Here is a 22,437-nt window from a genome sequence, read left to right on the forward strand (position 1 = left end):
TCATGGGTGACACGACGCGACGGGCGGTCGAGGTTCACGCGGATCGCACGGATGCGGCGACCGCGTGGTGGACCACGGGCCCTGGCCGCGGCGAATTCCGCATCGAGCCGATCGGCGCTCCCGGCCCTGGTGAGGCTTCCGTGCGCACCCTGTGGACGGGGATCAGCCGCGGCACGGAGGCCCTCGTCGCGCGCGGCGCGGTTCCCCGCTCCGAGCACGAGCGGATGCGAGCCCCCTTCCAGGCTGGCGACTTCCCGTTCCCGGTGAAGTACGGCTACCTCAACGTCGGAGTGGTCGAGGAGGGGCCGGAGGAGCTCTGCGGTCGCGCCGTGTTCGCGCTCTACCCGCACCAGTCGCGGTTCATCGCGCCCGTCGATGCGCTCGTGCCGTTGCCGCACGGCGTGCCGTCACGGCGCGCGGTGCTCGCCGGCGCCGTCGAGACGGCGGTCAACGTGCTCTGGGATGCGGCGCCCGCGATCGGCGACAGGGTGCTCGTCGTCGGAGCGGGGATGATCGGCTGCGCGGTCGCCGCGCTGGCGCAGCGCATTCCCGGGGTCGAGGTCACCGTGGCCGATGTCGATCCGGACAAGCGGAACGTCGTCGAGGCTCTGGGCGCGCGGTTCGCGGATGACGGCTTTCCCATCGGCGCGCCCGACGTGGTGATCGAGGCGAGCGGATCCGCAGCCGGACTGGAACACGCCCTTCGGGCCGCGCCCACAGACGGGGAGGTCGTCGTGGCGAGCTGGTACGGCGCCGCACCGGTGCCGCTCGAGCTTGGCGCCGACTTCCATTCGCGACGTCTGAGGATCCGGTCGAGCCAGGTCGGCGCGGTCGCCGCGAGCCGCCGCGAGCGGCGCAGCACGGGGGATCGGCTGGTGCTCGCGCTGCACCTGCTCGAAGACCCCGCGTTCGCACCCCTGCTCGGTGCCAGCGTGTCCTGGCGTCGGCTGCCCGAGGTGACGGCGGGTCTTGCCGACGGCACTGCGGCCGAACTCTGCCAGACGATCGATTGGAGCGCACCATGACCTTCACCGTGACGGTGCGCGACCACCTGATGATCGCGCACAGCCTGCGCGGCGAGGTGTTCGGGCCCGCGCAGCGGCTGCACGGCGCGACGTATGTCGTCGACGCCTCGTTCCGTGCGGCGGAGCTGGATCCGAACGGCATCGTCGTGGACATCGGATGGGCGTCGGACGTGCTGCGGGAGATCGTCGGCGCGCTGTCGTACCGCAACCTCGACGACGAGACCGACCTCGCGGGGATCAACACCACGACCGAGAGGCTGTGCCAGATCATCGGCGACCGGCTCGCCGTCCGAGTGCGCGAGAGCGCACCCGATGACGCACGGCTGACCGGCATCGTCGTGACGCTGCACGAGTCGCACATCGCCTGGGCCTCCTACGAGGTGACGATATGACCGGGCCCTCGCTCGTGTTCCTCGTGCCGGCGGGGATCGACGACCCCTCCCGCGTCAGCGGGGGGAACGTGTACGACCGACGCGTGCGCGACGGGCTGACCGCTCTGGGGTGGCGGGTGGCGACGGTCGAGGCGGGAGACGCGTCGGATGCAGCGGCCGCGCTCCGCGATCTGCCCCGCGGCGCCACGCTGCTCATCGACGGGCTCGTCGCCCTGCGGGCACCGCAGGCGTGCGCCGAGGCGGCGGCCCGGACACGGACGGTGGTGCTGGCGCACATGGTCGCGGCAGCATTCCCGGACGCGGCGCCGCGGGCGGTGCTAGCGGAGCGGCAGGCGCTGACGGCGGCGGCCCATGTCGTCGTGACGAGCCGGTGGTCCGCCGAGGAGCTGCAGCGCCTCGGGCTGGCGACGCCGGAGCGGGTGACGATCGCGCCGCCCGGCGTCGATGCGCCGGCGGCCGGATCCTTCCCCGGAGCCGACCGCGCGCCATCGCGCCTGGATCTCCTCTGCGTGGGCGTCGTGGCGCCGCACAAGGGCCAGGATCTGCTGCTCGCCGCGCTCGACCGGCTGCCGGAACGGCGCTGGACATGCCGGATCGTCGGATCCTCGCGGCCGTTCGCCGCGTTCGCCTCCTCGGTGGCTCGCGACGCGCGGCGGTTCTGCGGCAGGGTGCGGCTCACCGGGGTGCTCGACGGGGCCGAGCTCGCCACGGCATATCGACGCAGCGCCGTGCTCGTGGCGCCCTCACGGGCGGAGAGTTCGGGCATGGCGATCGCGGAGGCCCTCGGCCACGGCGTGCCGGTCGTCGCCGCCGCCGTGGGCGGCATCCCCGACACGGTCGCGGGAGGCGGGGCCGTCCTCGTCCCGCCGGACGATCCGGCCGCCCTCGCCGCGGCCCTCGACGAATGGATGACGGATCCGGCGCTGCGCCGGCGGCTGCGTGCCGAGACGCGCGCGGCCCGCGCGGCGCTGCCGGCCTGGGCCGACACCGTGGACATCGTGGCCCGCGTCCTGGGGTCGTCATGAGCGGCCTCTCGACGGCGACCCCGTCGTGGCTCGCGCTGCGCGCCGCCGCCGACGACGCGGCGCGCTCGACGGCCCTGGCCGCCCGGCTCGCGCGTCTGCTCCCGCCGGGCCCGATCGTGCTGCACGACCTCGGCGCCGGCACCGGCGGCATGGCCCGGTGGCTCGCCCCGCGGCTGCCCGGACCGCAGAGGTGGGTGCTCCGCGACGGGGATCCGGGGATTCTCGACCATCTCGACCTCGAGGCGGTCGGCGACGACACCGGGCGGCCGATCCGCCTCACCGCGCTCGTCGAGCTGCTCGAAGCGCTGGAGACGCGCGCGTTCGCGGGCGCATCCGCCGTGACGGCGTCCGCCCTGCTCGATGTGGTGACGCTCGAGGAGGCGGTCCGCATCGTGCGTGCGTGCGTCGCGGCCGGTGCTCCCGCGCTGTTCAGCCTCTCCGTCACCGGGACGGTGGTGATCGAACCGCCGGATGCCCTCGATGCCGTCCTCGGCGACGCGTTCAACGCGCACCAGCGACGGCAGGTCGGAGGACGCCGGCTGCTGGGTCCGGACGCGCCCACGATCCTGGCCCGTCTGTTCGCCGATGCCCGGTGGCAGGTGCGCACGGCCGCGACGCCGTGGCATCTCGGCCCCGAGGACACGCTCCTGATCGCCGCCTGGCTGGACGGCTGGATCGCGGCAGCGGTGGAGCAGCGCCCCGAGCTCGCCGACCAAGCCCGGTCCTACCTCGCCCGCAGAACCGCCCAGCTCGCCGGGGGAGCGCTGCGCGTCACCGTCTCGCACCAGGACGTGCTCGCATGGCCGCGCTGAGCCCCGTCTCGGACGGCGTCGCGGAGCGACGTCTCGCGGCGCCCCAGCGACGCAGCCGCAGCCTTCGGCTCGCCCTCCGCAGCGCCGCCGGAATCGGGATCCTGATCGCGACGGTGCTGTTCGTCGGGCTCGGTCCTTTCCTGCGCGGAATCGCGGCGATCTCGCCGGTGTCCGCGCTGGCCGCCCTCGCGCTGGCCACGACGGCGAGCGCGGCTGCCGCGTGGCGGTGGCGGGCTGTCGCGAACGGCTACGGACTGGCGCTGAAGCGGCGCGCCGCGTTCGCCGCGTACTACCGGTCGCAATTCCTCAACGCCGTCCTGCCGGCGGGCGTGCTCGGCGACGTCCACCGCGCGTGGACGCACGGCCGCGATCAGGCGCGTCTCGGCAGCGCCGCACGCGCCGTGGCCGTGGAGCGGATCCTCGGGCAATGCGTCCAGATCATGCTGACGCTCGCGATCCTGCTGCCGCTCGGATTCGGATCCGCGCTCGTGCCGCTCGGATTCGGATCCGCGCTCGTGCCGCTCGCCTGGTGCGCCGGGGTGAGCGTGGTCGCGGTTGTCGTGGCGGGGATGGCGGCGGCTCTGCTGCCGGGTGCGCGACGGCTCGTGCGGCGGGAGTGGGACCTGATGCGGCCCGTGCTGGCGCGCCCCGCGGTGCTGATGACGATCGTCCTGGCCTCGATCGTGGTGGTGGGCTCGCATGTCGCGCTGTTCGTCGTGGCATCGCTCGTCGCCGGACTGCCGTTCGACGGCGGGATCGTCGCGGTCGGGCTCGTCGTGCTCGCCGCATCCGCGATCCCGATCAGCATCGGCGGCTGGGGCCCGCGGGAGGCCGCCGCAGGCGTCGCTTTCGCTGCCATCGGCCTCGGGGCACCGACCGGTGTCTCGATCTCCGCCACCTTCGGCGCGCTGGCGCTCATCGGGGTCGTGCCGGGCGCCGTCCTGCTCCTCGTCGATCGGAGGAGAGCAGCATGAGCGAGCGCCCGTACGTCACACTCAGCTGCGCGATGTCGATCGACGGATATCTCGACGGCTTCGCGCCGCACCGTCTGGCGATGTCGAACGCGGCGGATTTCGACCGGGTCGATGAGGTGCGGTCCCGCAACGACGCGATCCTGGTGGGCGCCTCGACCGTGCGGCGGGACGATCCGCGTCTGCTGGTGCGTGACGCCGGACGCCGTGCGCGACGGGTATCCGCGGGATTCTCCGACTCGCCGGCGAAGGTCACCGTGACGGCCTCCGGTGAACTGCCGCCGGACGCCGCATTCTTCACGGCAGGGGAGGTGCCGCGGCTCGTGTACACGCCTTCCGAGGCGGTGCCCCGGCTGCGTTCGCGCCTCGGCGAGCGCGCCACCGTGATCGGACTCGGTGCGCGGGTCACGATGGCCGGGGTGCTGGACGACCTCGGCGAGCGCCGGTCGATCCGCCGTCTCATGGTGGAGGGCGGCGGGAGCGTGCTCACCCAGTTCCTGCAGGCGGACCTCGTCGACGAGCTGCAGCTCGTGATCGCCCCGTTCTTCGTCGGCGAGGCGGGCGCGCCTCGCGCGGCGGGCGAGGGCGCGTACCCGTGGACCGCCTCGCGGCGCGCGCGGCTCGCGGGCGCTCAGCAGATCGGCGACGTGGTGCTGCTGCGCTACGCGCTGTCTGATCGCTGCGTCGTCCAGGACGACGGTGATGCTGCCATCCTGGACGACGCAGCCGTCGTCTCCGGACGGCGATGAGCGCCGGACGGGGGAGCCGGATCCGATCGCGGGAGCGCATCGGCCCCTCGGGGGCGCACGGAGGTTCGAGCTCGGGGGCGCGGGGCGGCAGTGCTGCGACGATCTCCGCGATCGCCGCGCTCGTCGTCCTGCCGCTCACTCCGGGGCCGCTGGCGACGGAGCGGCTCCCCGCGGCGTCGACCGGCCTCGTCGGGATCCCCGCGGAATCGCTTGTGATCGTGCTCCTCATCGTGATCGTGCCGTGGCGGACCGTGCGCCGAATCCTCGCGGGGATGTTCGGCGCGTTCGTCGCCGCGGCGGTCGTCCTCGCCGGCGTCGACCGGGGGTTCCGGGCCACGGTCGGCACCCCGTTCGTCCTCGTGGACGGGGCCCAGCTCGCCTCCGCGTACGGAGTGGTCGTCGACTCGGCGGGTGCCTTCCTCGCCGAGCTGCTGCTCCTCCTGGTGCTGTGCGCGATCCTCGCGTGCGCGGCAGTGCTGGCCTGGTCAGCGCTGCGCGTGGGAGACGCGGTGCGGACGCATGCCGCGGGACGGGTCGCCGTCTCGGCGCTCGCGGTGATGTGGCTGGTCGCGGGTGTCGTCGCGCCGTGGCCGAGCGGACGCTCGCTCGCGGCTGCCGCATCCGTCGGCTCCATCGGCGGCGCGGTGTCCCGTACCGCGGGCGTGGTCGCCGCTGAGGCAGCCGTCGCGCGCGCGATCGCGGAGGATCCGTTCGCCGCCGTGCCGTCCGGTCGGCTGCTCACCGGGCTTCGGGGCAAGGACGTCATCATCGTGTTCGTGGAGAGCTACGGCCGCGTCGCCGTCGAGGGCGACGGGATCGCGGACGGCGTCACCGGCGTGCTCCGTGCCGGCGACGCCTCGCTCGCGGCGGAGGGCTATTCCGCACGCAGCGCCTGGCTCACGTCGCCCACCTGCGGCGGGCTCAGCTGGCTCGCCCACGGAACGCTGCAGACGGGGGTGTGGACGCCCACGCAGTCGGCGTACGACCAGCTGGTTGCGAGCGATCGGCTCTCCCTGGCCGGGGCGTTCCGCGCCGCGGGTTGGCGGACGGTCTCCGACATCCCGTCGGACACGGGAAGCTGGAGCGTGGGCTCGTCCTTTTACCACTACGACTCGCTGATCGACGCGACGGACGCCGGCTATCAGGGGCCCGGGTTCGGCTACGCCCGGATCCCGGATCAGTTCACGCTCAAGCGCTTCGCGACGACCGAGCTCCGTGGTCCCCATGCCCCGGTGATGGCCGAGATCGATCTCGTGTCATCTCATACGCCGTGGGCGCCGCTGCCGCAGCTCCTCCCGTGGGATCGGATCGGAGACGGCTCGGTCTACGATCCGCAGCCGGCGCAGAGCATGTCCGCAGGCGCCGTCTGGCAGAGCGCGAAGACGATTCAGCGCTTCTACGGGCAGTCCGTGCAGTACTCCCTCGGCTCTCTGCTCTCCTTTCTGAGGAACGTCGACGATCCGAACCTCGTGGTCATCGCCCTCGGCGACCACCAGCCTGCGCCGATCGTGAGCGGCGCCGGAGCGTCGCACGACGTGCCGATCAGCGTGATCGCCCGCGATCCGGCGGTGTTCACCGCGATCGACAGCTGGGCATGGTCTCCCGGGCTCCTTCCGGGTGACGGCTCGCCGATCTGGCGCATGGATGCCTTCCGGGATCGACTGTTCGCAGCGTTCAGCGAGAAGCCCTGAACCGCAGCAGCACCCGTAGGCTGAGCGTGTGGCGAAGAGCATTCTCATCACGTCCATCGAAGGCCACTCCGGCAAGTCGCTGATCGCGCTGGGAGTGATCGATGCGCTGAGCCGGGCGACTGCCAGGGTCGGGGTGTTCCGACCCGTCACGCGGTCCACCGACACCGCGGACGACGTGCTCGAGATGCTGCTCTCGCGCACGCGGATCGGACTGTCCGCACAGGAGTGCATCGGCGTCGGCTACGACGAGCTCCACGCGGATCCCGATGCGGCTCTCGGGCGGATCGTGGAGCGGTTCCGCGCGGTGGAGGCCCGGTGCGACGCCGTGGTGATCCTCGGCAGCGATTACACCGACGTGGCCGGACCCGCCGAGCTCGGGGTCAACGCGCGGATCGCCGCGAACCTGGGCGCCACCGTCCTGCTCGTGCTGGGCGGTCGCGACACCGCCGGGCACGGGGAGCGGCTCGGCGCGACGGAGGCACGCACGGCGGCGCAGCTCGGGCAGCTCGCCCGGCTCGGGGTCGCCGAGCTCGCCCAGGAGCGGGCGGTGCTCTCGGCGATCATCGTGAACAGGGCAGACCCGGAGCACGGGGACGAGATCCGTGCGGCGGTCGCGGCTGCTCTGGGCGACCGCGACGGAAGCGCTGCCGATGCCGTGCCCGTGTGGGTCGTCCCTGAGGATCCGCCCCTCGTCGCGCCGTCCGTGCGCGGTGTGCTGCAGGCGCTCGGCGGGCGCATGCTGCGCGGCGACGAGGAACTCCTCGACCGCGAGGTGCTGGACGTGGTCATCGCCGGCATGTCGATGGTGAACGTGCTGCCGCGGCTCATCGAATCGGCGGTGGTGGTGATCCCCGCCGATCGCGAGGAGGTGCTGCTGGCGACGCTTCTCGCGCAGGCGGCCGGCACCTTCCCGTCGATCGCGGCGATCGTGCTGAACGGCCCGTTCGCGCTGCCGGAGCCGATCGAACGGCTTCTCGACGGCCTGGGGCCGCGCGTCCCGATCATCGCCACGGATCACGGCACCTACGAGACCACCGTGCGGATCATGAACGCGCCGGGGCGCCTCTCGGTCGACGCCCCGCACCGCGTCGGGCGCGCACTGGCGCTGTTCGAGCAGCACGTCGACGTGCCCGCGCTCATCGCCCTGCTCGGCGTCGCGCGGTCCGACGTGGTGACGCCGCTGATGTTCCAGTACGAGCTGTTCGACCGGGCGCGCACCCAGCGGCGCACGATCGTGCTGCCCGAGGGCGACGACGATCGCGTGCTGCGCGCCGCGGGCGCGGTGCTGAGCGGCGGCATCGCCGATCTCGTGATCCTCGGCGACGAGACGGCCGTCCGCGCACGGGCACGCGAACTCGGCGTGGACCTCGATGCCGCCCGCATCGTCTCGCCCACGGATCCCGAGCTCGTGCCGCGGTTCGCCGCCGAGTACGCCCGCCTGCGCGCGCACAAGGGCGTCACGCTCGCCCAGGCGGCCGACACCGTCACCGACGTGTCCTACTTCGGGACGATGATGGTGCATCTCGGTCTCGCGGACGGCATGGTGTCCGGCGCCGCGCACACCACCGCGCACACGATCCGCCCCGCTTTCGAGATCATCAAGACCCGGCCCGGCGTCTCCGTGGTGTCCTCGGTCTTCCTCATGGCCCTCGCCGACCGCGTGCTCGTCTACGGCGACTGCGCGGTGATCCCCGACCCCACGAGCGAGCAGCTCGCCGACATCGCGATCTCCTCGGCGGCCACAGCGCGGGCGTTCGGGATCGAGCCGCGGGTGGCGATGCTGTCGTACTCGACCGGCGACTCGGGTGCGGGGGCCGAGGTCGAGAAGGTGCGCACGGCGACGGAGCTGGTGCGCACGCGGGCGCCGGAGCTGCCCGTCGAGGGACCGATCCAGTACGACGCCGCGGCGGACACGGCCGTCGCCCGGGCGAAGCTGCCCGGCTCGTCCGTGGCGGGCCGCGCGACTGTGTTCGTCTTCCCCGACCTGAACACCGGCAACAACACCTACAAGGCGGTGCAGCGCTCCGCCGGAGCGGTCGCGATGGGACCCGTGCTGCAGGGCCTGAACAAGCCGATCAACGACCTGTCCCGCGGCGCGCTCGTCGAGGACATCGTCAACACCATCGCGATCACCGCGATCCAGGCTCAGGAGGACCGCCCATGAGCGTCGTGCTGGTGATCAACAGCGGATCCTCGTCGTTCAAGTACCAGCTGGTCGACACGGATTCCGGGGCCTCGCTGGCGTCGGGGCTCGTCGAGCGCATCGGCCAGGACCAGGGCAGGGCCGTGCACGTCGACGCGTCGGGCGCGGAGAGCGAGCGGACGCTGCCGATCCCGGACCACACCGCAGGCTTCCAGGTGATGCTGGACGCGTTCGGAGCCCACGGCCCGTCGCTCGGGGACGTGCGGCCGGTCGCGATCGGGCACCGCGTGGTCCACGGCGGTGCGCGCTTCTTCGCGCCGACGGTGGTCACGCCGCAGGTGGAGACCGACATCGAGGAGCTTTCCGCCCTCGCCCCGCTGCACAATCCCGGCGCGCTGCAGGGGATCCGGGCCGCCGAGCGCGCGTTCCCGGATGTGCCGCACGTGGCCGTGTTCGACACCGCGTTCCACCAGACGCTCGCCCCGGCCGCCTACACCTACGCGATCGACCGCGACCTCGCCGCCGCCCATCGGATCCGGCGGTACGGGTTCCACGGCACCTCGCACAAGTACGTCTCCGAGACGGCCGCGGCGTTCGTGGGCGGCGGGCGCGAGGATCTGCGTCAGCTCGTGTTCCACCTCGGCAACGGCGCTTCGGTCACGGCCGTGCGTGACGGGCGTTCGGTCGAGACGTCGATGGGGATGACGCCGCTGGAGGGACTGGTCATGGGGACCCGGTCGGGCGACATCGACCCGGCGGTGCTGTTCGCCCTCGCTCGGCGTGCCGGACTCACGATCCCGGACCTGGATGAGCTGCTGAACACCCGCAGCGGCCTGAAGGGGCTGGCGGGCGTCTCCGACATGCGGGACGTGCTCGCCCGTGCGGCGGCGGGGGATGAGGCCGCGGAGCTCGCGTTCGCGGTGTACATCCATCGTCTGCGCGGCTACGCCGGGGCGTACATCGCCCAGCTCGGCGGCGTGGACGTGATCTCGTTCACCGCAGGCGTGGGCGAGAACAACGCGCTGGTGCGCCGGGAGGCGATGGCGACGCTGGGGTTCGCGGGTGTCGAGATCGATCCGCAGCGCAATGAGGCTCCCGATCGGGGGATCCGGGTGATCTCGAGCGATTCCTCACGCGTCACGGTGCTGGTCGTGCCGACCAACGAGGAGCTGGAGATCGCGCGGCAGACCGCGGAGATCCTGGACTGAGCACCGCCCGCCGCCGATCACGCGAACAGCGCGTCGAGGTCGTCCAGGCGCACGCGCGGACCGGCGGGAGCCGCCGTGGGCGCCGGAGATGGGGTTCTGGTGCCGACGACGGTGAGGCAGGACCGTGCGGCGTCCGTCAGGAACCTGCTCGGTTTCGCCTGCACGTGACGGGCCGTGAACGCGGTCGGGTGCGTGGGAAGGGTGGCCGGCGCGTAGATGCTCAGGGTGTCGCGGGCCCGGGTGAGCGCGACGTAGAACAGGCGCCGTTCCTCCTCGAGACCGGCCCGTGAGGTGAGCGCCATGTCGGAGGGCATGGCGCCGTCGGTGGCGCGCAGGAGGTGGACGGCCGACCATTCCAGCCCCTTGGCCGAATGGATGGTCGACAGCGTCACCCAGTCCTCGTCGAGATGCGGCTGCGCCGCCCAGTCGCCGGCGACCGTGACGGGATCGATGGCCTGCTCGCCGACGAACGCGCGGAGATCGCTGTGCCGGCCCGCGGTCTCGGTGACCGCGGCCACGTCGGCCGCGCGGCGCTGCCAGTCCGGGTAGTGCTGCTCGAGCAGCGCTGCGACGGCGTCGTGACAGGCCTGGGTCACCTCGGACACCGGGGAGTCGCCGTCCACGACGCCGAGAAGCGACAGCGTGGTGGCGAGCCCCACCCGTGCCGTCGCAGGCGCGGCGGCGATCGCCTCCGGCCCTCCCGCGATGCCCTGATCGGCGAGCAGGCCGGACAGCCGGCGGGCGCCGACCTTGCCGAGGCCGCGATGCCGCGTCAGCAGGCGGTACCACGCGATCTCGTCGTGCGGATTGAGCACGACTCGGAACGCCGCCAGCAGATCACGCACGTGCGCGGTCTCCAGGTAGCCGATGCCGCCGAACTTCATGAACGGGATGTCCCGCACCGTGAGCTCGACCTCGAGCAGCGCGCTGTGGGATCCCGTGCGCATCAGCACCGCCTGCTCCCGCAGCGGCAGCCCGTCGGCGTGAGCGGCCAGGATCCGATCGGCGACGGCACGCGCCTCATCATCCGCGTTCTCGCAGCTCACCAGCTCGGGGCGCGCGGCGGGGGCCGAGCGGTCGGCGACGAGGCGGATCGGGAAATCCTGTGGCCGAGCCGCGTTCGCCAGGTCCAGGATCTGCTGCGTGGAGCGGAAGTTGCGCTCCAGCGGGACGAGCTCGGCGTGGGGGAGACGGTCCAGCACCTCCTGGAGCTGTCCGGCGCCGGCGCCGCGGAAGCCGTAGATCGCCTGTGCGTCGTCGCCGACCACGGTCAGGCCGCGACCGTCGGGGCAGAGCCCCTGAACGATGTCCGCCTGCACGCGGTTGACGTCCTGGTACTCGTCGACGAGCACCCAGTCCCAGCGCGCCCTGAGGCGGGCGCCGACGTCGGGATCGCGCACGAGCGCGCGCCAGGCGAGCAGGAGATCGTCGAGGTCGAGCAGACCGCGAGCCCGCTTGCGCTGTGCATAGGCGCGCAGCAGCGCCATGATCTGGTCCGCGTGGCCGAGCGCCCACGGGAACTGCTCGGAGATGACCTCGCGGCCCGGGCGCTCCAGGCTCATCGCACGGGAGGCGATGTCGGCGATCGCGCGGCTGGTCGGCATCCGGCGATCGGTGCCGTCCAGACCGTGCTCGCTGCGGAGCAGGTCGATCAGATCGATGATGTCGTCGGGCGCGAGCACGCTGACATCGGCCAGCCCCAGATGCTGCGCGTACTCGGCCACCACGCGATGCGCCACGGCGTGGAAGGTCCCGCCTGCGATCCGCTGGGCGATCCCGGTGTCGCCGACCATCGCCGCCGCACGCGAGGTCATGGCCGCAGCGGCGCGCCGGGTGAAGGTGAGCAGCAGGATCCGCTCCGGCGCGACACCGGCATCGATCAGGCGCGCCACGCGTGCGGTGAGGACCCGGGTCTTACCGGTCCCTGCTCCGGTGGCGACGACGAGGGGGCCTTCGCCGTGCTCGACGGCACAGCGCTGCGCCTCGTCCAGCTCCTCGGCAAGCTCTGCGGTGTTCATGCGGCGACGGTACCGGCGGCCGACGACATCGGCGGCGCCTCGCGGGTGCGCGCCACGCCCGGCGGACGGCGTGGTCGGAGGGGGAGCACCGCATCGGGTATGCTCTTTACCTGTGCCTCAGGGCACGCAAACCCGCAAGGGCGATTGGCGCAGTTGGTAGCGCGCTTCCTTCACACGGAAGAGGTCGTCGGTTCGAGTCCGGCATCGCCCACCACCATCTCCCCGCCGCGGCGACCGCTGTGATGTAACCTCTCAGTTGCAGGAGGCAGGCCGACGGCCTCCTCGAGCACTCCAGGAGGTCTGGCCGTGGTGAACACCCAGCGAGAAGGCGCCTCGGTCATCGATGAAGAGGCCTTCCGCGTGACGCGGAGCATCGAGATCGCCGCGTCCGCCGACAAGGTGTGGCGTGCGATCACGGAGCCGGAGCATCTGTCCCTCTGGTTCGGCCGGACCGTCCTCGCCGGAGCCGGAGCAGGCGCCCAGGGCACGATGAGCTTCGACGGCTACGGCGCCGTGCCGATCCGCGTCGAGTCGATCGATGCGCCGCGCTCGGTGACCTATCGCTGGAACAACGACGACGCCCGCGGTGTCCTGCCCTCCGGGATCGTCGAGGCGACCTCGACGGTGTTCACGTTCACGCTCGAGGAGCAGGGGGAGATCACGCGACTCACCGTCGTCGAGTCCGGCTTCGAGCGGACCTCGGATCCTCGCGCGAACCTCGAGAGCCATCGTGCAGGCTGGGAACTCGAGCTCGACAAGCTCGTCTCGCTGCTGGAGGCCGGACGATGACGACGACCCTGGTGCCCGTGTTCGCGGCGCTCGGCGATGAGACCCGGTGGAGCATCCTCAGCGCCCTCGGTGAGGGCGACGCCTCGGCGTCGGCCCTCGCGGCCCGCTTCCCGGTGTCGCGGCAGGCGATCGCGAAGCACCTGTCGGTGCTGGCCGAGGTCGGTCTCGTGGAACCCGTCCGGGTCGGCCGGGAGGTGCGCTACCGCGTGGTGGGGGCTGAGCTCGGTGCCACTGCGCGCCGTCTGGAGGAGATCGGACGCGCCTGGGAGCGCCGGCTCGCAGCGATCAAGGAGATCGCCGAGGGACTCTGAGCGGGTTGGCCGTTTATGCAACTGTGCGGTTGCGTCATTTCTCATCAAGTGCAATCCTTGGGTTGCAATCGGTTGACGAGAGAGAGAGCGCGCATCATGCTGTTGGAGAACAAGACCGCTGTCATCTACGGCGGTGGCGGATCGATCGGGGCCGCTGCCGCTCGGGTCTTCGCGCGAGAAGGAGCGCGGCTGTTCCTGACGGGGCGCTCGCTGCCGCGGCTGCAGGCGGCGGCATCTGCGGCGCGAGCTGAAGGCGCGCAGGTCTCGATCGCGGTCGTCGACGCATCCGACCCGGTCGCCGTGGAACGGCACATCGACGAGGCCGCAGGCGATGCAGGACGCGTCGACATCGCGCTCAACGCGGTCGGTTTCGATCATGTCCAGGGGTCGGCGATCACGGAGACCTCGCTCGAGGAGTACCTGCATCCGATCGTCGGCTACCTGCGGACGAACTTCATCACGGCGAAGGCGGCGGCCCGTCGCATGGTCGCGCAGCACTCCGGAGTGATCCTGACGATCTCGACGCCCGGAGCGCGACTGACCGGACGCGGGCTGATCGGCAATGCGGCCCAATCCGCGGGGCTGGAGGGATTCTCCCGCGCCCTCGCCGGCGAGCTCGGACCCGACGGCGTCCGGGTCGTCTGCGTGCGCCCGCACGCGATCTCTGACGCGCTTGAGACCTCGTATACGCGCGAGATGTTCGGGCGGATCGCGCAGGCCTCGGGCCTCGGCGTGGACGAATGGATCCGGGGGCTCGCCGCCACGACCCTGCTCGGGCGGCTCCCGGCGCTCGACGAGGTGGCGGAGTACCTCGCCTTCGCTGCATCCGATCGGGCAGCGTCGATGACAGGGGTGATCGCGAACCTGTCCGCGGGAGCCCTGGTCGATTGAGTGGTCGCTCCGACCAGGGCCCGTACGTCGCCAGGGGAGCGGTCTAGGCTGACCGCCAGGAAGCAGATGCGGCCACCTCCGCCATCATCCGAGAGCTCATCGCGCAGATCTATGCCGCGCTGTCGACGTCGGGCAGCGACTTCGCCGAGATCTTCGGGCATGGCGACATGACGGTGGCGGGGTCGGGCGTGGGCGAGCTCATGGACGGCCCCGAGCGGGTCATCGCCGTCGCCGGCGAGATCGCCGGGCAAGGTCGCGCGTGGGTGCCCGAACGCGTGCGGGTGTGGCGCAGAGGCGACGTCGCCTGGGCGCAGATCCTCGGTGGCGTCGATGTCGACGAGGACGGCATCGTGGTGCGCGTTCCCTATACGAAGACAGGCGTCTTCGTCCGGGAGGCGGACGGGTGGCGGTGGACCTACTGGGGCGGTGCGGAGACACAGGAGAGCCCGCGCGTGTGATCCTGGACACGCCCGAGAACGGGCCCCGGTTTGGCACACGCCGGATCCTCGGCTAATGTATTTCAAGTGCCCGGGACACCGGGGAAAACACAAAACGCGGATGTAGCGCAGTTGGTAGCGCATCACCTTGCCAAGGTGAGGGTCGCGAGTTCGAGTCTCGTCATCCGCTCCAGTGCAGGAGCCCCTTCGGGGGCTTCGGCATGTGGGTTCGAATCCACATGGTGGTGTGGCCGAGAGGCTAGGCACCGGCCTGCAAAGCCGTTTACACGGGTTCGAATCCCGTCGCCACCTCGCTTCTCCTCAACTGAATAGCCTGAACAGGCGCGATTGGCGCAGCGGTAGCGCGCTTCCCTGACACGGAAGAGGTCACTGGTTCGATCCCAGTATCGCGCACAAGAGAAACCCCCGGTCAGCCGGGGGTTTTTTCGTTGGTGGGGGAGTGGCGTGCCCCTAGCGTGCCCCAGCGGATCCCGCTCGGCGTCCAATGGAAGTCGCACGGCCGACCGGGTTACAGATAGACGATCTCTGTGGATGATCGATCCCATGAACGATTCGACATGGACCCTGGACGTGTCCGGCGAGACGGCAATCGGACCCGTGGTGCCGGTCACCGCGGAAGGGCAGCTCATTGCGACGCTGACGGCGCTCTGGAGCGACGTGGACGGTGTCCGGGTGTCCCTGGACTACCAGGACGGCCTAGAGGATCTGAGCGGCCTCCAGGCGCGCGCGCTGGCCGATACGCTGCAGGAGGTCGCGGGGATGCAGCCGCCGCTGAACCTAACTGGAGATGCGCTCGATGGATCGGACGCCGGTTGACGGGATGATGTAGACGATCTTCGACAGGTCGTCTACGGCCTCTTCGTGGAAGTAGAAGAAGCCATTGATCTCCTTCGGGAAGAGCGCGGTAACGGTCTTCTCGTCGGGATAGCCCTCGTTGATCTTGTATGTCGCCATGCGCTGACGCTAACGGGTCATCAGACCCAACCACCAGTCCCAACATCGCTTATTCGATGACCTCGCCCGGCTCTTGACAGGTTTCCGGATCGGCGTACCGTCCTGCGCATGACCAGGTTCGAGTGTGCTTCGTGCGGGGTTGCCCACGGAACAACGGCTGCGGCGACATGAGGGTGGGATCAACGGCATGATGGGCGCGAACGTCGCATATCTCCCCGAGGCCACGCTGTGCACCAATCCCGAGTGCATGATGAGTCGTCCGGACGTTCCCCACGGGCGCGGATGGGCTCGCGAGGTCCCCGAGTAGCGTCGGCGGTGGGGGGGCTACGGCGGGCGGGCGGCGCATGCATGCTGCGTAGAAACCGCGCTCAACAGGTCCCTGAGCTGCTGAGCGCGGCCGCCGTCGTCGGTGCGTCCCCCGTACGGCCCCAGATCCATGCGAACACTTCCCGAATGGTGTTAGACGAACCGATATGACGGATAGCTCATGTTCGTACACACAGGAAGCGTTGTCGAGACTGAATCAAGCCCGGCGACCACCGCCCGAGTCGCATGGGTTCGGATCCGAGCGTGTCGGCGGCCGGGTCTACCGTTGCGGCATGGATCCCCGCCTCACCGTCGAGTCCATGCCCGTGCGCCGGTTCGCGCCCGAGCGCTGGAACATCCGGTTTGAGGGCAAGGTGATCGGCTACGTCCTCCGCAAGCAGATCGGCTCGCGTGCCCGCGCGCCGTGGTTTCACGAGGGCCATGTGTTCATCGACGGGCAGGACGTGGATATCGAGCTGCACCCGAACCTCGACAACCGGTGTGACGCGATCCTTGCGACCTACCTCGACCCGATGGGGAGCGTGCACGCGCGCTACTGGCTGCGCCGAGGCAGCGTCGGCGGCCCAGCGGTAGAATTAGAGATCCCCGGATTCGAGAGGCGGTGATCACCGTGATGTTTCAAATCGGCATCATGCTCGACAGGCGCGGCCCCGTGGAGCCAATCGCCTACGTCGCCGCCGATGCGCCGGATGCGGTGATCACGGGCGTGTACCGCGTCGCGCTCGATCTGGCTCCAGTCCGAATGGAAGTCCCGCTCAACTGCCACGCCAAACAGCACCGCAGGGAGCTTTGCGTTCGATGGGATGAACGTGGTGAGTTTCTCGTAGACCGCGTCGAGGATAGCCAATCTCACCGCGCGGTCGACGTTAGCCCAGATGCTCTGGTTCTGAGGCGACGAGCCGTCCTTCGGCTTCTTCGCGTTCCTCATCTCGGACGCGTGCACCTCGTACTCATCGAGGTTCGGCGGCACCCGGCCGAGGTGCTCGATGACGATCTGATCGAGCTGCCTTTGCAGTTGCGCTGCATCATCTTCGTGGATGGCCATAGCCCCGAGCACGAACGGATGCGGTCCAGGATGTGTTCCGGATTCATCTACGAACAGCAAATACATGCGTCCCCCAGAAAAGAGCGAGGCCAGGGACCATGATGGTCCTTGGCCTCGTGTGTTCGACCCAGCGCTGTGTGAGCACCGCGTTGGCAGTCTCACCGGCTGAACGGAACCGCGTTGGCAGTCCTATCGACTGGCCAAGCATAGATCTGTACAGCATGAATATGCAAGTATCGGGCTCTCCCACCGCGCTCGGAGGGTGACCCATCCTCGGTCACGGGATCCGCCGCCCGGTGGTGACGTCGTACAGTTCACCGTCATCCACGTAAACCTCGACCAGCGGGCCGCCCGTGAGGCCGGGGATCAGCCAGATGCGGGTATCCGCGGGATCGGTCGCGTGCACGTGCTTCGTGGCCTCAGCAGTGAGTCCAGCGGCCATACAGTCGCCGAGCAGCTCGGCGGAGGTCAGGATCATGTCCTCCCCGGCCTCCCAGGCGGCTCGCTCTGCGTTCCAGCGTGCTTCGTGGCCCTCGGTCCACCAGTGGCGCAGGTGCGCGTCTCCGCGGGCCACGTGCGCCTCACGGATGGCCTGCACGGCCGGATCCACACGGCCCCGGCGCGGGCCAGCCGACCTAACCACGAGCCCGCCACCGTGCATCGGCAGCCGCACGGGCCTGCTCGGAGCGCGTCCGGTACTTCGGCCCCTGCTCCTTCGCCTCTGGCACGTCCAGCTGCAGCTGGCGGAGGTTCGCGGCGATCTGAGCGCGGCTTCGGCGGGCCTCGGAGACGTGCGGATGCGTCACCAACTGGCCCATGCTCCCGCGCGTCGTCAAGGTGCCTGCAGCGGTCGCTGCGGCCAGCTCCTCCTGCAGCAGCGCGAGCACGTCGGCTTCGTGGCAAGCATCAGCGAGCAGCCGATGCTCTCGTGCGTCCGGCAGTACGTCGTTCTCAGCCCAGTCGGCTGCGATCTGCCGCCATAGGGCGCGGCCTGCGGATCCGAGCCCCGCGGGAGCGCGGAGCAGCTTGTTCGTGGCCATCTTGTCCTCCTGTCTCTGAATCGCTGAAGCAGGAACCTGGCTCGCGGGCGGGCTGGCTGAAAAATGACGGATGCTCACGTCAGCACGCTGGATGCGAGCTTCTATACGCTAGTCGCGGCTCCCCCCGGGGGATGGGTGGTTTCCCCGGTACCCCCCTACCCCCGGTCCCGGTGCGGTGCGTTCGGGTGTGGCTCGTGCCAGGTCGAGAGGTTCGCGTGTCGGTCGCGTCGTGCGGTCGCGGCACGTTGAGCACCGCGTGCTGTCTCTGCGGCGGTCTTCGCGTCGTGGCAGGTCTTGCAGATAGCAGCAAGGTTGTTTTCGTCCCAGAGGTCGCCGCCTTCACCTACCGGCGTGACGTGGTCGGCCGTGATGGCGTCGCCTCCGCACGCATAGCACCGGCCTCCGTCCCGCTGGAGGATGCGCCGCTTCAGGGTCCTCCACCGGCCGCCGCTGCGGGAGTACCCAGAGCTACGCATCGTCGTCGCCGTCCTGCTCTTCGGCCTGGTACTGGTGCCAGAAAGCGAGGTTGGCCATCCGCTTCGCGTCCGTCGCGTTGGTGAAGTCGCCTTCGTCGTCGGCGGAGTGCACGAGTGTCGCTGTGCCGTTGTCCGCGTCGCTGACTATGGACAGCCGTCCGTCTCCGCCTGGGGTGTGCAGGATGACGCCGACGCTGCGCCCGCCCATCTCGGGGCGCGGCTCCAGCAGCCAATCGAGCATTTCGGGATCCACGTGCATCGGGTCCACGAGCAGCACGTGCGCGCTGTCGATGGGCACCTGCGCGATGATGCGCCCGCCGCGTGGCCGCTTACGTCGATGGAACATCATGGTCCTCGCTTCTGCTCGGGAGGGAGTAGGGCCGCTGGTCGGCTTGAGGAGGGCCAGCGGCCCCGTGCCCGCGGGCGGAAAGGAAGACGCCCGCGGGAGTTCGGTTGTCTAGCGCCGCCCGTTCGCGTCGGCGGTCTGGGAGAGCAGCTGTGCGGCCTTGGACCGGATCGCGTCGCGCGTCGCCTGCATGCGGAGGATCCCGTCGCCGGATCGGAGCCCTTGCGCCGCCAGATCCTCGGACAGCTCAGCGTCAGCCGCGAAAATTCTGGCGTTGTCGTCCTCCGCTTCCCGGCGCTGCGCGGCGGCCCGTCCCTCGGGCGTCATGAGTGCGGCACCCTCCGCGCGGCGGCGGGCGGCAGCCTGCTCCCGCTGCACTCGCGCGATCAGGTCAGCCTCGGCCTGCCGACGCTCCTCGGCAGCCTCGATCCCTGCTCGGATCCCAGAGGCGTCGCGGTGCGTGGCGCTCTGCACGAACGCGGCCTGCCGCTTCTCCTCCTCGGTCTTCTCGGGCTTGAAGGTCTTCACTTCGTACTCTGCGTCCATGATGTTGTTCCTTTCAGTGGTGGGTTAGATCCGCTGCGCAGTGTCGATGCGCGCCGGTTTCTCAGCCTCAGAGCGGGCGATGCGCTCGGGCAGGGTGGGGTCGGCCAGGTGCATGTCCGCGAGGTTCTGCGCGACGCGCATGTCCGACGACTCGAAGGTTCGGCCGCATTCGCAGACCCGCATATGGATGGGGGCGGCGTAGGTGTTGCCCGACGGGCGGAGAACCTGCGCCGTCATGGCGTGACCATCCACGGGCGGGACGGGCTCAGGCTTGGGCTGCGGGACGGAGCGCAGACGGCTCTCCAGCGTCGGCTGCGGCGGGTTGACGACGCGCCCGAAGAGGTCGGTCAGCTGCTCGCTCATCGCGCGCTCCAGACGTGCTCGGGCAGCGGTTCCAGGACGCGGGCGCGGGTGCGCTCTACGTCCTGAAGAACGCGCTCCACGGCGTGCGGGTCGCCGCGGTGGACATGACAGGCGGCGACAGCGTGAACAGCCGCCTCCAGCAGCTCCATGTCGGTCACGGTCATAGTCCCTTCGTGGTGTCGGCAGCGGTCGCTGCGAGAGTGTCGAGCTTCGATCCGATCCGGTCGGCGGCAGCTTCGATCTCGGCTTCGTCGCACGCTTTACAGCGGGGCGGGAACGGTTCGCCAACGTGCTCGTCGCAACGCGCGTTCATCGCGTCCTCCCGGCATCGGCCTGCTGACGCTCGTGGGCGCTGCATAGCGACCCGCGCACCCGGTGCGCCCGGCAGGGCTGACCGTCCTTACGGATGCCGGTGCAGCGTCCGTCGTCAACCTGAGCGAGTACCCGAGACACGTGGCGGTCAGCGGGTGTGAGGTCAACCAATTCCTGCCAGGCGGCGGGCAGCGGTCCCAGCTGCTCGTGCGGTGCGTACTTCGCATCCGCGCTTCCATGGATCCCATCCGGGTCGCCCAGGATCGCGAACACGGTGTTGCCGCGAGGGTCGATGCCTTCGGCAACGTGGATCGAGCCGAACGCGAACACGGCCGTGATCGCGTTCCCAGTGTCGCGGTTGGCGTTCATTCCGGTGCCCCCTTCATCGTGAACAGGTCGGCGGCGCTGGCGGTCTTCCACCAGTCGGCGTCAGTCTTGGGTGCGCCCGCCTCGAAGGCCTCGCGGAGGCTTGCCTCGGATGCGATGCGCTTCTCTGCGCGGACGTCGAGCTTGGCTCGGCCCTCGTCGCTGAGCAGATCCCAGGAGCCGTCGTATTGCATGTCGTCGCGAACCTCTTCGTGGCGAATCTCTTCGCCGTCGCGGTACTCGGTATAGGCCTCGCGCTGTAGACGCATGATCGACTCGTGCACGTCCTCGTGCGTCGCACCGCTGGCGGACGCGAGCAACGCCTCGGACGGTTCCTGCCTGTGGCAGATCACGTAGAGATCCCTGAAGTAGGCGAGCTGAGAATCAGACGCTCGGCCCCGACCGCTTGCGGTTGGGGCAGTCGAATCCCCTCGTTTTCTTCCCTCGTTCTCTTCCCTCGTTCTCTTGTGCGCTCGCTCAGAGCGGTCCGGTGCGCTCGCTGAGAGCGGTCCGGTGCGCTCGCTCAGAGCGGTAGGCGTGTCCAGATACGTCATGCTGTCGCCCCGAGCGCTCCTAGCGCTCTCTGCGAGCGGTAGGCCGGGTCGAAGGGCCGCGCGCCAGCTGACGGCGTCCACGGGCTGCAAGGCCGGGAAGGCGAACACGTACTCCATGCCGTACCCGCGTCGATCACGACGCCGCTCGCGCACCAGGTACGCCTGAACCTCTAGCCGGTCCAGTGCCTTGCGGACGGTCGAAGCACCGAGCCCGGTCTTGGCCGCAATCTTGTCGATGGACTCGTACCACCAGCCGCTCTTCTTCGACACCCGCCAGCAGAGGTAGCGCGCCACGGCCCGCTCAGGTGCCGACAGCCCGAGGGCGTCGAACTCCTCGGAGTACGACCAGTCCTCCAGAGGGCGGCTCACGGTGCCACCGGCTTCGCCACAAGCTCGACCAGGGGGTGTCCTAGATCGACACCGGCCCGCGCAAGCTCATCGTCGGTGAGCGCGTGCTGCTCTTCCCCCCACGTCTCCGGGCAGCCGAATCTGCCAAGCTCCGAGTAGAGGCGGTGTGTGGTGTCGTCGAAGAGTTTCGCGATCTCCATGGCGTGCCCGCGGAAGCGGTCGTCTGTGAACATCTTGTCGATCCGCTGCGTCAGCAGTTCCATGTCGCGAACGATGCCCTTCGCGACCTCAGGAAGCGGACGACGGTAAGCGTGTGGCTCCGGGCGGGTGTAGGTCTTGCCGTCCAGGCCAATCACCTTCACGGGCTCGGGCTCGTCTTCGTCTTCGACTAGCTCGGCTTCGATTACCTCCCCCGTGGCAGGGTCGGCATGCGGGTAGTCGCTGTACTCGGGTGCGTCATCGCGGACGGGCTCAGGTGACAACTTCTTGTCACCTGCCACATCGATACGTACCTGCTCCCTGCTCACTCCGACGATGGGAGCAATAGCCCTGGTGGACATGCCCTCACCCGCGAGGTAGCCGACCAGCTCCTGCCGTTCCTCGCGCCCGAGACGCATGGGCTCAGATCCGAGCGTGTCAGCCAGGTAGGCGGGCCAGGACGGGAAACCGAGCACGTTCCAGACGTTCGTGTTCTTCGCCTCGTCCACCAGGTTCCGGAGCTTGAAGAGGCCATCCCGCACGCCGGATGCCGTGAGCTTGATCCGCTGCGTGAGACGCTGCGCCTCGGATGCCGACAAGAGCTTGACGACGGCGCTCATGCTGCGCTCCCGATAACGGGATGCAGCAAGGCCTCCACGGCGTCGGCAGGGATACGGAGCGGCCGCACGTCGCGGAGCTTGCCCACGGGCTCGGGGCCGACCTTGTAGGCGCGGAGCGCGCCATCTGCGATCAGTCGGCGGATGGTGTACGGCGCGAGGCTGAGTCGGGCGGCTGCGGCCTGAACGGTCAGAAGCTCGGAGCCTACAAGGGCCATGATCCCCTCCTGAAGAGTTGCTCACAACACAGGGCAAGGAATCTGTCTCAGGGTGAGTTGGATTCCGTTGCCTAGATGCATGTGAGCCCTTTTCCTCTTCAGGCTCCGATGACTAGTCGCCGGGTGTTTCGTCTTGGCTAGACAATATCGCAGAGTGGGGGCAAATAGTGCGCATTAAATGCTGGGAATTTCCTTAGTTCGACATTTCGGCTAGTGTCAGTAGCCATTTCCCGGCTGCTAATAG

29 protein-coding genes and 4 tRNA genes are annotated in these 22,437 nt (G+C 69.9%); 19 read left to right on the forward strand and 14 right to left on the reverse strand.

Features of this window, described 5'->3' with window-relative positions; genetic code table 11:
* Positions 1–2: 2 nt before the first annotated feature.
* From ACYQ1L_RS08645 to ACYQ1L_RS08685, 9 genes are read left to right on the forward strand one after another with little or no spacing between them, the layout of a single operon-like run.
* Positions 3–1,025 carry a zinc-dependent alcohol dehydrogenase gene (locus ACYQ1L_RS08645; protein ID WP_460003785.1) on the forward strand — a complete coding sequence of 341 codons (1,023 nt, stop codon included), beginning with the start codon at positions 3–5 and terminating at the stop codon, positions 1,023–1,025.
* Complete coding sequence (locus ACYQ1L_RS08650; protein ID WP_460003786.1) at positions 1,022–1,417, forward strand: 6-pyruvoyl trahydropterin synthase family protein; 396 nt, start codon at positions 1,022–1,024, stop codon at positions 1,415–1,417. The genes ACYQ1L_RS08645 and ACYQ1L_RS08650 overlap by 4 nt, the downstream gene beginning before the upstream one ends.
* Entirely contained in the window at positions 1,414–2,442 is a 1,029-nt protein-coding gene (locus ACYQ1L_RS08655) for a glycosyltransferase family 4 protein (RefSeq protein ID WP_460003787.1), read from the forward strand. The genes ACYQ1L_RS08650 and ACYQ1L_RS08655 overlap by 4 nt, the downstream gene beginning before the upstream one ends.
* Positions 2,439–3,254: an SAM-dependent methyltransferase gene (locus tag ACYQ1L_RS08660; RefSeq protein ID WP_460003788.1), complete on the forward strand. Its 816-nt coding sequence runs from the start codon at positions 2,439–2,441 to the stop codon at positions 3,252–3,254. Before ACYQ1L_RS08655 ends, ACYQ1L_RS08660 begins: the two co-directional genes overlap by 4 nt.
* Positions 3,242–4,228: a lysylphosphatidylglycerol synthase domain-containing protein gene (locus ACYQ1L_RS08665; protein ID WP_460003789.1), complete on the forward strand. Its 987-nt coding sequence runs from the start codon at positions 3,242–3,244 to the stop codon at positions 4,226–4,228. The genes ACYQ1L_RS08660 and ACYQ1L_RS08665 overlap by 13 nt, the downstream gene beginning before the upstream one ends.
* Complete coding sequence (locus ACYQ1L_RS08670; RefSeq protein ID WP_460003790.1) at positions 4,225–4,974, forward strand: RibD family protein; 750 nt, start codon at positions 4,225–4,227, stop codon at positions 4,972–4,974. Before ACYQ1L_RS08665 ends, ACYQ1L_RS08670 begins: the two co-directional genes overlap by 4 nt.
* Entirely contained in the window at positions 4,971–6,665 is a 1,695-nt protein-coding gene (locus ACYQ1L_RS08675) for an alkaline phosphatase family protein (protein WP_460003791.1), read from the forward strand. Before ACYQ1L_RS08670 ends, ACYQ1L_RS08675 begins: the two co-directional genes overlap by 4 nt.
* 28 nt (positions 6,666–6,693) lie before the next feature.
* Positions 6,694–8,829 carry a phosphate acetyltransferase gene (gene pta, locus ACYQ1L_RS08680; protein ID WP_460003792.1) on the forward strand — a complete coding sequence of 712 codons (2,136 nt, stop codon included), beginning with the start codon at positions 6,694–6,696 and terminating at the stop codon, positions 8,827–8,829.
* Complete coding sequence (locus tag ACYQ1L_RS08685; protein WP_460003793.1) at positions 8,826–10,016, forward strand: acetate/propionate family kinase; 1,191 nt, start codon at positions 8,826–8,828, stop codon at positions 10,014–10,016. The genes pta and ACYQ1L_RS08685 overlap by 4 nt, the downstream gene beginning before the upstream one ends.
* 17 nt (positions 10,017–10,033) lie before the next feature.
* Here the strand turns inward: ACYQ1L_RS08685 and ACYQ1L_RS08690 are convergent, their stop codons facing one another.
* On the reverse strand, positions 10,034–12,034 hold the full coding sequence (locus ACYQ1L_RS08690) for an ATP-dependent helicase (protein ID WP_460003794.1): 2,001 nt from the start codon (positions 12,032–12,034) through the stop codon (positions 10,034–10,036).
* A 138-nt stretch (positions 12,035–12,172) separates the two neighbouring features.
* Here ACYQ1L_RS08690 and ACYQ1L_RS08695 point away from each other — a divergent pair.
* From ACYQ1L_RS08695 to ACYQ1L_RS08735, 9 genes are all read left to right on the forward strand, one after another.
* A tRNA-Val gene (locus tag ACYQ1L_RS08695) sits at positions 12,173–12,248 on the forward strand.
* Between the two features lie 92 nt (positions 12,249–12,340).
* Positions 12,341–12,823 (forward strand): SRPBCC domain-containing protein, encoded by a 483-nt coding sequence (locus tag ACYQ1L_RS08700; protein WP_460003795.1) that lies wholly within the window; start codon positions 12,341–12,343, stop codon positions 12,821–12,823.
* Positions 12,820–13,134 carry an ArsR/SmtB family transcription factor gene (locus tag ACYQ1L_RS08705; RefSeq protein ID WP_460003796.1) on the forward strand — a complete coding sequence of 105 codons (315 nt, stop codon included), beginning with the start codon at positions 12,820–12,822 and terminating at the stop codon, positions 13,132–13,134. The genes ACYQ1L_RS08700 and ACYQ1L_RS08705 overlap by 4 nt, the downstream gene beginning before the upstream one ends.
* Before the next feature lie 96 nt (positions 13,135–13,230).
* Positions 13,231–14,025 (forward strand): SDR family NAD(P)-dependent oxidoreductase, encoded by a 795-nt coding sequence (locus tag ACYQ1L_RS08710; protein WP_460003797.1) that lies wholly within the window; start codon positions 13,231–13,233, stop codon positions 14,023–14,025.
* 98 nt (positions 14,026–14,123) lie between these two features.
* Positions 14,124–14,483, forward strand: coding sequence for a nuclear transport factor 2 family protein (locus tag ACYQ1L_RS08715; RefSeq protein WP_460005783.1), 360 nt, complete (start codon positions 14,124–14,126; stop codon positions 14,481–14,483).
* A gap of 96 nt (positions 14,484–14,579) precedes the next feature.
* Positions 14,580–14,655, forward strand: a tRNA-Gly gene (locus ACYQ1L_RS08720).
* Between the two features lie 48 nt (positions 14,656–14,703).
* Positions 14,704–14,774, forward strand: a tRNA-Cys gene (locus ACYQ1L_RS08725).
* Between the two features lie 30 nt (positions 14,775–14,804).
* Positions 14,805–14,876: transfer RNA gene (locus tag ACYQ1L_RS08730), tRNA-Val, on the forward strand.
* A gap of 138 nt (positions 14,877–15,014) precedes the next feature.
* On the forward strand, positions 15,015–15,299 hold the full coding sequence (locus ACYQ1L_RS08735) for a hypothetical protein (RefSeq protein WP_460003798.1): 285 nt from the start codon (positions 15,015–15,017) through the stop codon (positions 15,297–15,299).
* Here ACYQ1L_RS08735 and ACYQ1L_RS08740 read toward each other — a convergent pair.
* The gene (locus ACYQ1L_RS08740; RefSeq protein WP_460003799.1) at positions 15,261–15,437 is read right to left on the reverse strand and encodes a hypothetical protein; all 177 of its coding nucleotides are present in this window, start codon (positions 15,435–15,437) and stop codon (positions 15,261–15,263) included. The two genes, ACYQ1L_RS08735 and ACYQ1L_RS08740, sit on opposite strands and share 39 nt — an antisense overlap.
* Positions 15,438–16,036: 599 nt before the next feature.
* On the opposite strand from ACYQ1L_RS08740, the gene ACYQ1L_RS08745 reads away from it, so the two are divergent.
* Positions 16,037–16,369, forward strand: coding sequence for a hypothetical protein (locus tag ACYQ1L_RS08745; RefSeq protein ID WP_460003800.1), 333 nt, complete (start codon positions 16,037–16,039; stop codon positions 16,367–16,369).
* Here the strand turns inward: ACYQ1L_RS08745 and ACYQ1L_RS08750 are convergent.
* The 12 genes from ACYQ1L_RS08750 to ACYQ1L_RS08805 all read right to left on the reverse strand — a co-directional run bounded on the left by ACYQ1L_RS08750 (position 16,297) and on the right by ACYQ1L_RS08805 (position 22,193).
* Positions 16,297–16,875 carry a DUF3800 domain-containing protein gene (locus ACYQ1L_RS08750; protein ID WP_460003801.1) on the reverse strand — a complete coding sequence of 193 codons (579 nt, stop codon included), beginning with the start codon at positions 16,873–16,875 and terminating at the stop codon, positions 16,297–16,299. The two genes, ACYQ1L_RS08745 and ACYQ1L_RS08750, sit on opposite strands and share 73 nt — an antisense overlap.
* 211 nt (positions 16,876–17,086) lie before the next feature.
* Complete coding sequence (locus tag ACYQ1L_RS08755) at positions 17,087–17,407, reverse strand: hypothetical protein (protein WP_460003802.1); 321 nt, start codon at positions 17,405–17,407, stop codon at positions 17,087–17,089.
* A gap of 37 nt (positions 17,408–17,444) precedes the next feature.
* A complete protein-coding gene (locus tag ACYQ1L_RS08760; protein ID WP_460003803.1) occupies positions 17,445–17,849 on the reverse strand; it encodes a hypothetical protein in 405 nt (134 codons plus the stop codon).
* A gap of 155 nt (positions 17,850–18,004) precedes the next feature.
* Complete coding sequence (locus tag ACYQ1L_RS08765; protein WP_460003804.1) at positions 18,005–18,325, reverse strand: HNH endonuclease; 321 nt, start codon at positions 18,323–18,325, stop codon at positions 18,005–18,007.
* Positions 18,318–18,623 carry a hypothetical protein gene (locus tag ACYQ1L_RS08770; protein ID WP_460003805.1) on the reverse strand — a complete coding sequence of 102 codons (306 nt, stop codon included), beginning with the start codon at positions 18,621–18,623 and terminating at the stop codon, positions 18,318–18,320. Before ACYQ1L_RS08770 ends, ACYQ1L_RS08765 begins: the two co-directional genes overlap by 8 nt.
* Positions 18,624–18,782: 159 nt before the next feature.
* The gene (locus ACYQ1L_RS08775) at positions 18,783–19,217 is read right to left on the reverse strand and encodes a hypothetical protein (RefSeq protein ID WP_460003806.1); all 435 of its coding nucleotides are present in this window, start codon (positions 19,215–19,217) and stop codon (positions 18,783–18,785) included.
* Positions 19,218–19,241: 24 nt separating this feature from the next.
* Complete coding sequence (locus tag ACYQ1L_RS08780) at positions 19,242–19,580, reverse strand: hypothetical protein (RefSeq protein WP_460003807.1); 339 nt, start codon at positions 19,578–19,580, stop codon at positions 19,242–19,244.
* Positions 19,577–19,744, reverse strand: a complete 168-nt coding sequence (locus tag ACYQ1L_RS08785) for a hypothetical protein (RefSeq protein WP_460003808.1) — start codon at positions 19,742–19,744, stop codon at positions 19,577–19,579. The genes ACYQ1L_RS08780 and ACYQ1L_RS08785 overlap by 4 nt, the downstream gene beginning before the upstream one ends.
* A 145-nt stretch (positions 19,745–19,889) precedes the next feature.
* Positions 19,890–20,261 (reverse strand): hypothetical protein, encoded by a 372-nt coding sequence (locus ACYQ1L_RS08790; RefSeq protein ID WP_460003809.1) that lies wholly within the window; start codon positions 20,259–20,261, stop codon positions 19,890–19,892.
* Complete coding sequence (locus tag ACYQ1L_RS08795; protein WP_460003810.1) at positions 20,258–21,181, reverse strand: hypothetical protein; 924 nt, start codon at positions 21,179–21,181, stop codon at positions 20,258–20,260. The genes ACYQ1L_RS08790 and ACYQ1L_RS08795 overlap by 4 nt, the downstream gene beginning before the upstream one ends.
* Entirely contained in the window at positions 21,178–21,978 is an 801-nt protein-coding gene (locus tag ACYQ1L_RS08800; protein WP_460003811.1) for a hypothetical protein, read from the reverse strand. Before ACYQ1L_RS08800 ends, ACYQ1L_RS08795 begins: the two co-directional genes overlap by 4 nt.
* Complete coding sequence (locus tag ACYQ1L_RS08805; protein WP_460003812.1) at positions 21,975–22,193, reverse strand: excisionase family DNA-binding protein; 219 nt, start codon at positions 22,191–22,193, stop codon at positions 21,975–21,977. The genes ACYQ1L_RS08800 and ACYQ1L_RS08805 overlap by 4 nt, the downstream gene beginning before the upstream one ends.
* Between the last annotated feature and the right edge of the window lie 244 nt (positions 22,194–22,437).

The organism is Microbacterium xylanilyticum (assembly GCF_054654695.1).

Bases quoted from the DNA above. Each gene is read 5' to 3' on its own strand.
- ACYQ1L_RS08645 (WP_460003785.1), top strand. From the start codon at position 3: ATGGGTGACACGACGCGACGGGCGGTCGAGGTTCACGCGGATCGCACG.
- ACYQ1L_RS08650 (WP_460003786.1), top strand. From the start codon at position 1,022: ATGACCTTCACCGTGACGGTGCGCGACCACCTGATGATCGCGCACAGC.
- ACYQ1L_RS08655 (WP_460003787.1), top strand. From the start codon at position 1,414: ATGACCGGGCCCTCGCTCGTGTTCCTCGTGCCGGCGGGGATCGACGAC.
- ACYQ1L_RS08660 (WP_460003788.1), top strand. From the start codon at position 2,439: ATGAGCGGCCTCTCGACGGCGACCCCGTCGTGGCTCGCGCTGCGCGCC.
- ACYQ1L_RS08665 (WP_460003789.1), top strand. From the start codon at position 3,242: ATGGCCGCGCTGAGCCCCGTCTCGGACGGCGTCGCGGAGCGACGTCTC.
- ACYQ1L_RS08670 (WP_460003790.1), top strand. From the start codon at position 4,225: ATGAGCGAGCGCCCGTACGTCACACTCAGCTGCGCGATGTCGATCGAC.
- ACYQ1L_RS08675 (WP_460003791.1), top strand. From the start codon at position 4,971: ATGAGCGCCGGACGGGGGAGCCGGATCCGATCGCGGGAGCGCATCGGC.
- ACYQ1L_RS08685 (WP_460003793.1), top strand. From the start codon at position 8,826: ATGAGCGTCGTGCTGGTGATCAACAGCGGATCCTCGTCGTTCAAGTAC.
- ACYQ1L_RS08690 (WP_460003794.1), bottom strand. From the start codon at position 12,034: ATGAACACCGCAGAGCTTGCCGAGGAGCTGGACGAGGCGCAGCGCTGT.
- ACYQ1L_RS08705 (WP_460003796.1), top strand. From the start codon at position 12,820: ATGACGACGACCCTGGTGCCCGTGTTCGCGGCGCTCGGCGATGAGACC.
- ACYQ1L_RS08710 (WP_460003797.1), top strand. From the start codon at position 13,231: ATGCTGTTGGAGAACAAGACCGCTGTCATCTACGGCGGTGGCGGATCG.
- ACYQ1L_RS08735 (WP_460003798.1), top strand. From the start codon at position 15,015: ATGATCGATCCCATGAACGATTCGACATGGACCCTGGACGTGTCCGGC.
- ACYQ1L_RS08740 (WP_460003799.1), bottom strand. From the start codon at position 15,437: ATGGCGACATACAAGATCAACGAGGGCTATCCCGACGAGAAGACCGTT.
- ACYQ1L_RS08745 (WP_460003800.1), top strand. From the start codon at position 16,037: ATGGATCCCCGCCTCACCGTCGAGTCCATGCCCGTGCGCCGGTTCGCG.
- ACYQ1L_RS08750 (WP_460003801.1), bottom strand. From the start codon at position 16,875: ATGTATTTGCTGTTCGTAGATGAATCCGGAACACATCCTGGACCGCAT.
- ACYQ1L_RS08760 (WP_460003803.1), bottom strand. From the start codon at position 17,849: ATGGCCACGAACAAGCTGCTCCGCGCTCCCGCGGGGCTCGGATCCGCA.
- ACYQ1L_RS08765 (WP_460003804.1), bottom strand. From the start codon at position 18,325: ATGCGTAGCTCTGGGTACTCCCGCAGCGGCGGCCGGTGGAGGACCCTG.
- ACYQ1L_RS08775 (WP_460003806.1), bottom strand. From the start codon at position 19,217: ATGGACGCAGAGTACGAAGTGAAGACCTTCAAGCCCGAGAAGACCGAG.
- ACYQ1L_RS08780 (WP_460003807.1), bottom strand. From the start codon at position 19,580: ATGAGCGAGCAGCTGACCGACCTCTTCGGGCGCGTCGTCAACCCGCCG.
- ACYQ1L_RS08785 (WP_460003808.1), bottom strand. From the start codon at position 19,744: ATGACCGTGACCGACATGGAGCTGCTGGAGGCGGCTGTTCACGCTGTC.
- ACYQ1L_RS08790 (WP_460003809.1), bottom strand. From the start codon at position 20,261: ATGAACGCCAACCGCGACACTGGGAACGCGATCACGGCCGTGTTCGCG.
- ACYQ1L_RS08800 (WP_460003811.1), bottom strand. From the start codon at position 21,978: ATGAGCGCCGTCGTCAAGCTCTTGTCGGCATCCGAGGCGCAGCGTCTC.
- ACYQ1L_RS08805 (WP_460003812.1), bottom strand. From the start codon at position 22,193: ATGGCCCTTGTAGGCTCCGAGCTTCTGACCGTTCAGGCCGCAGCCGCC.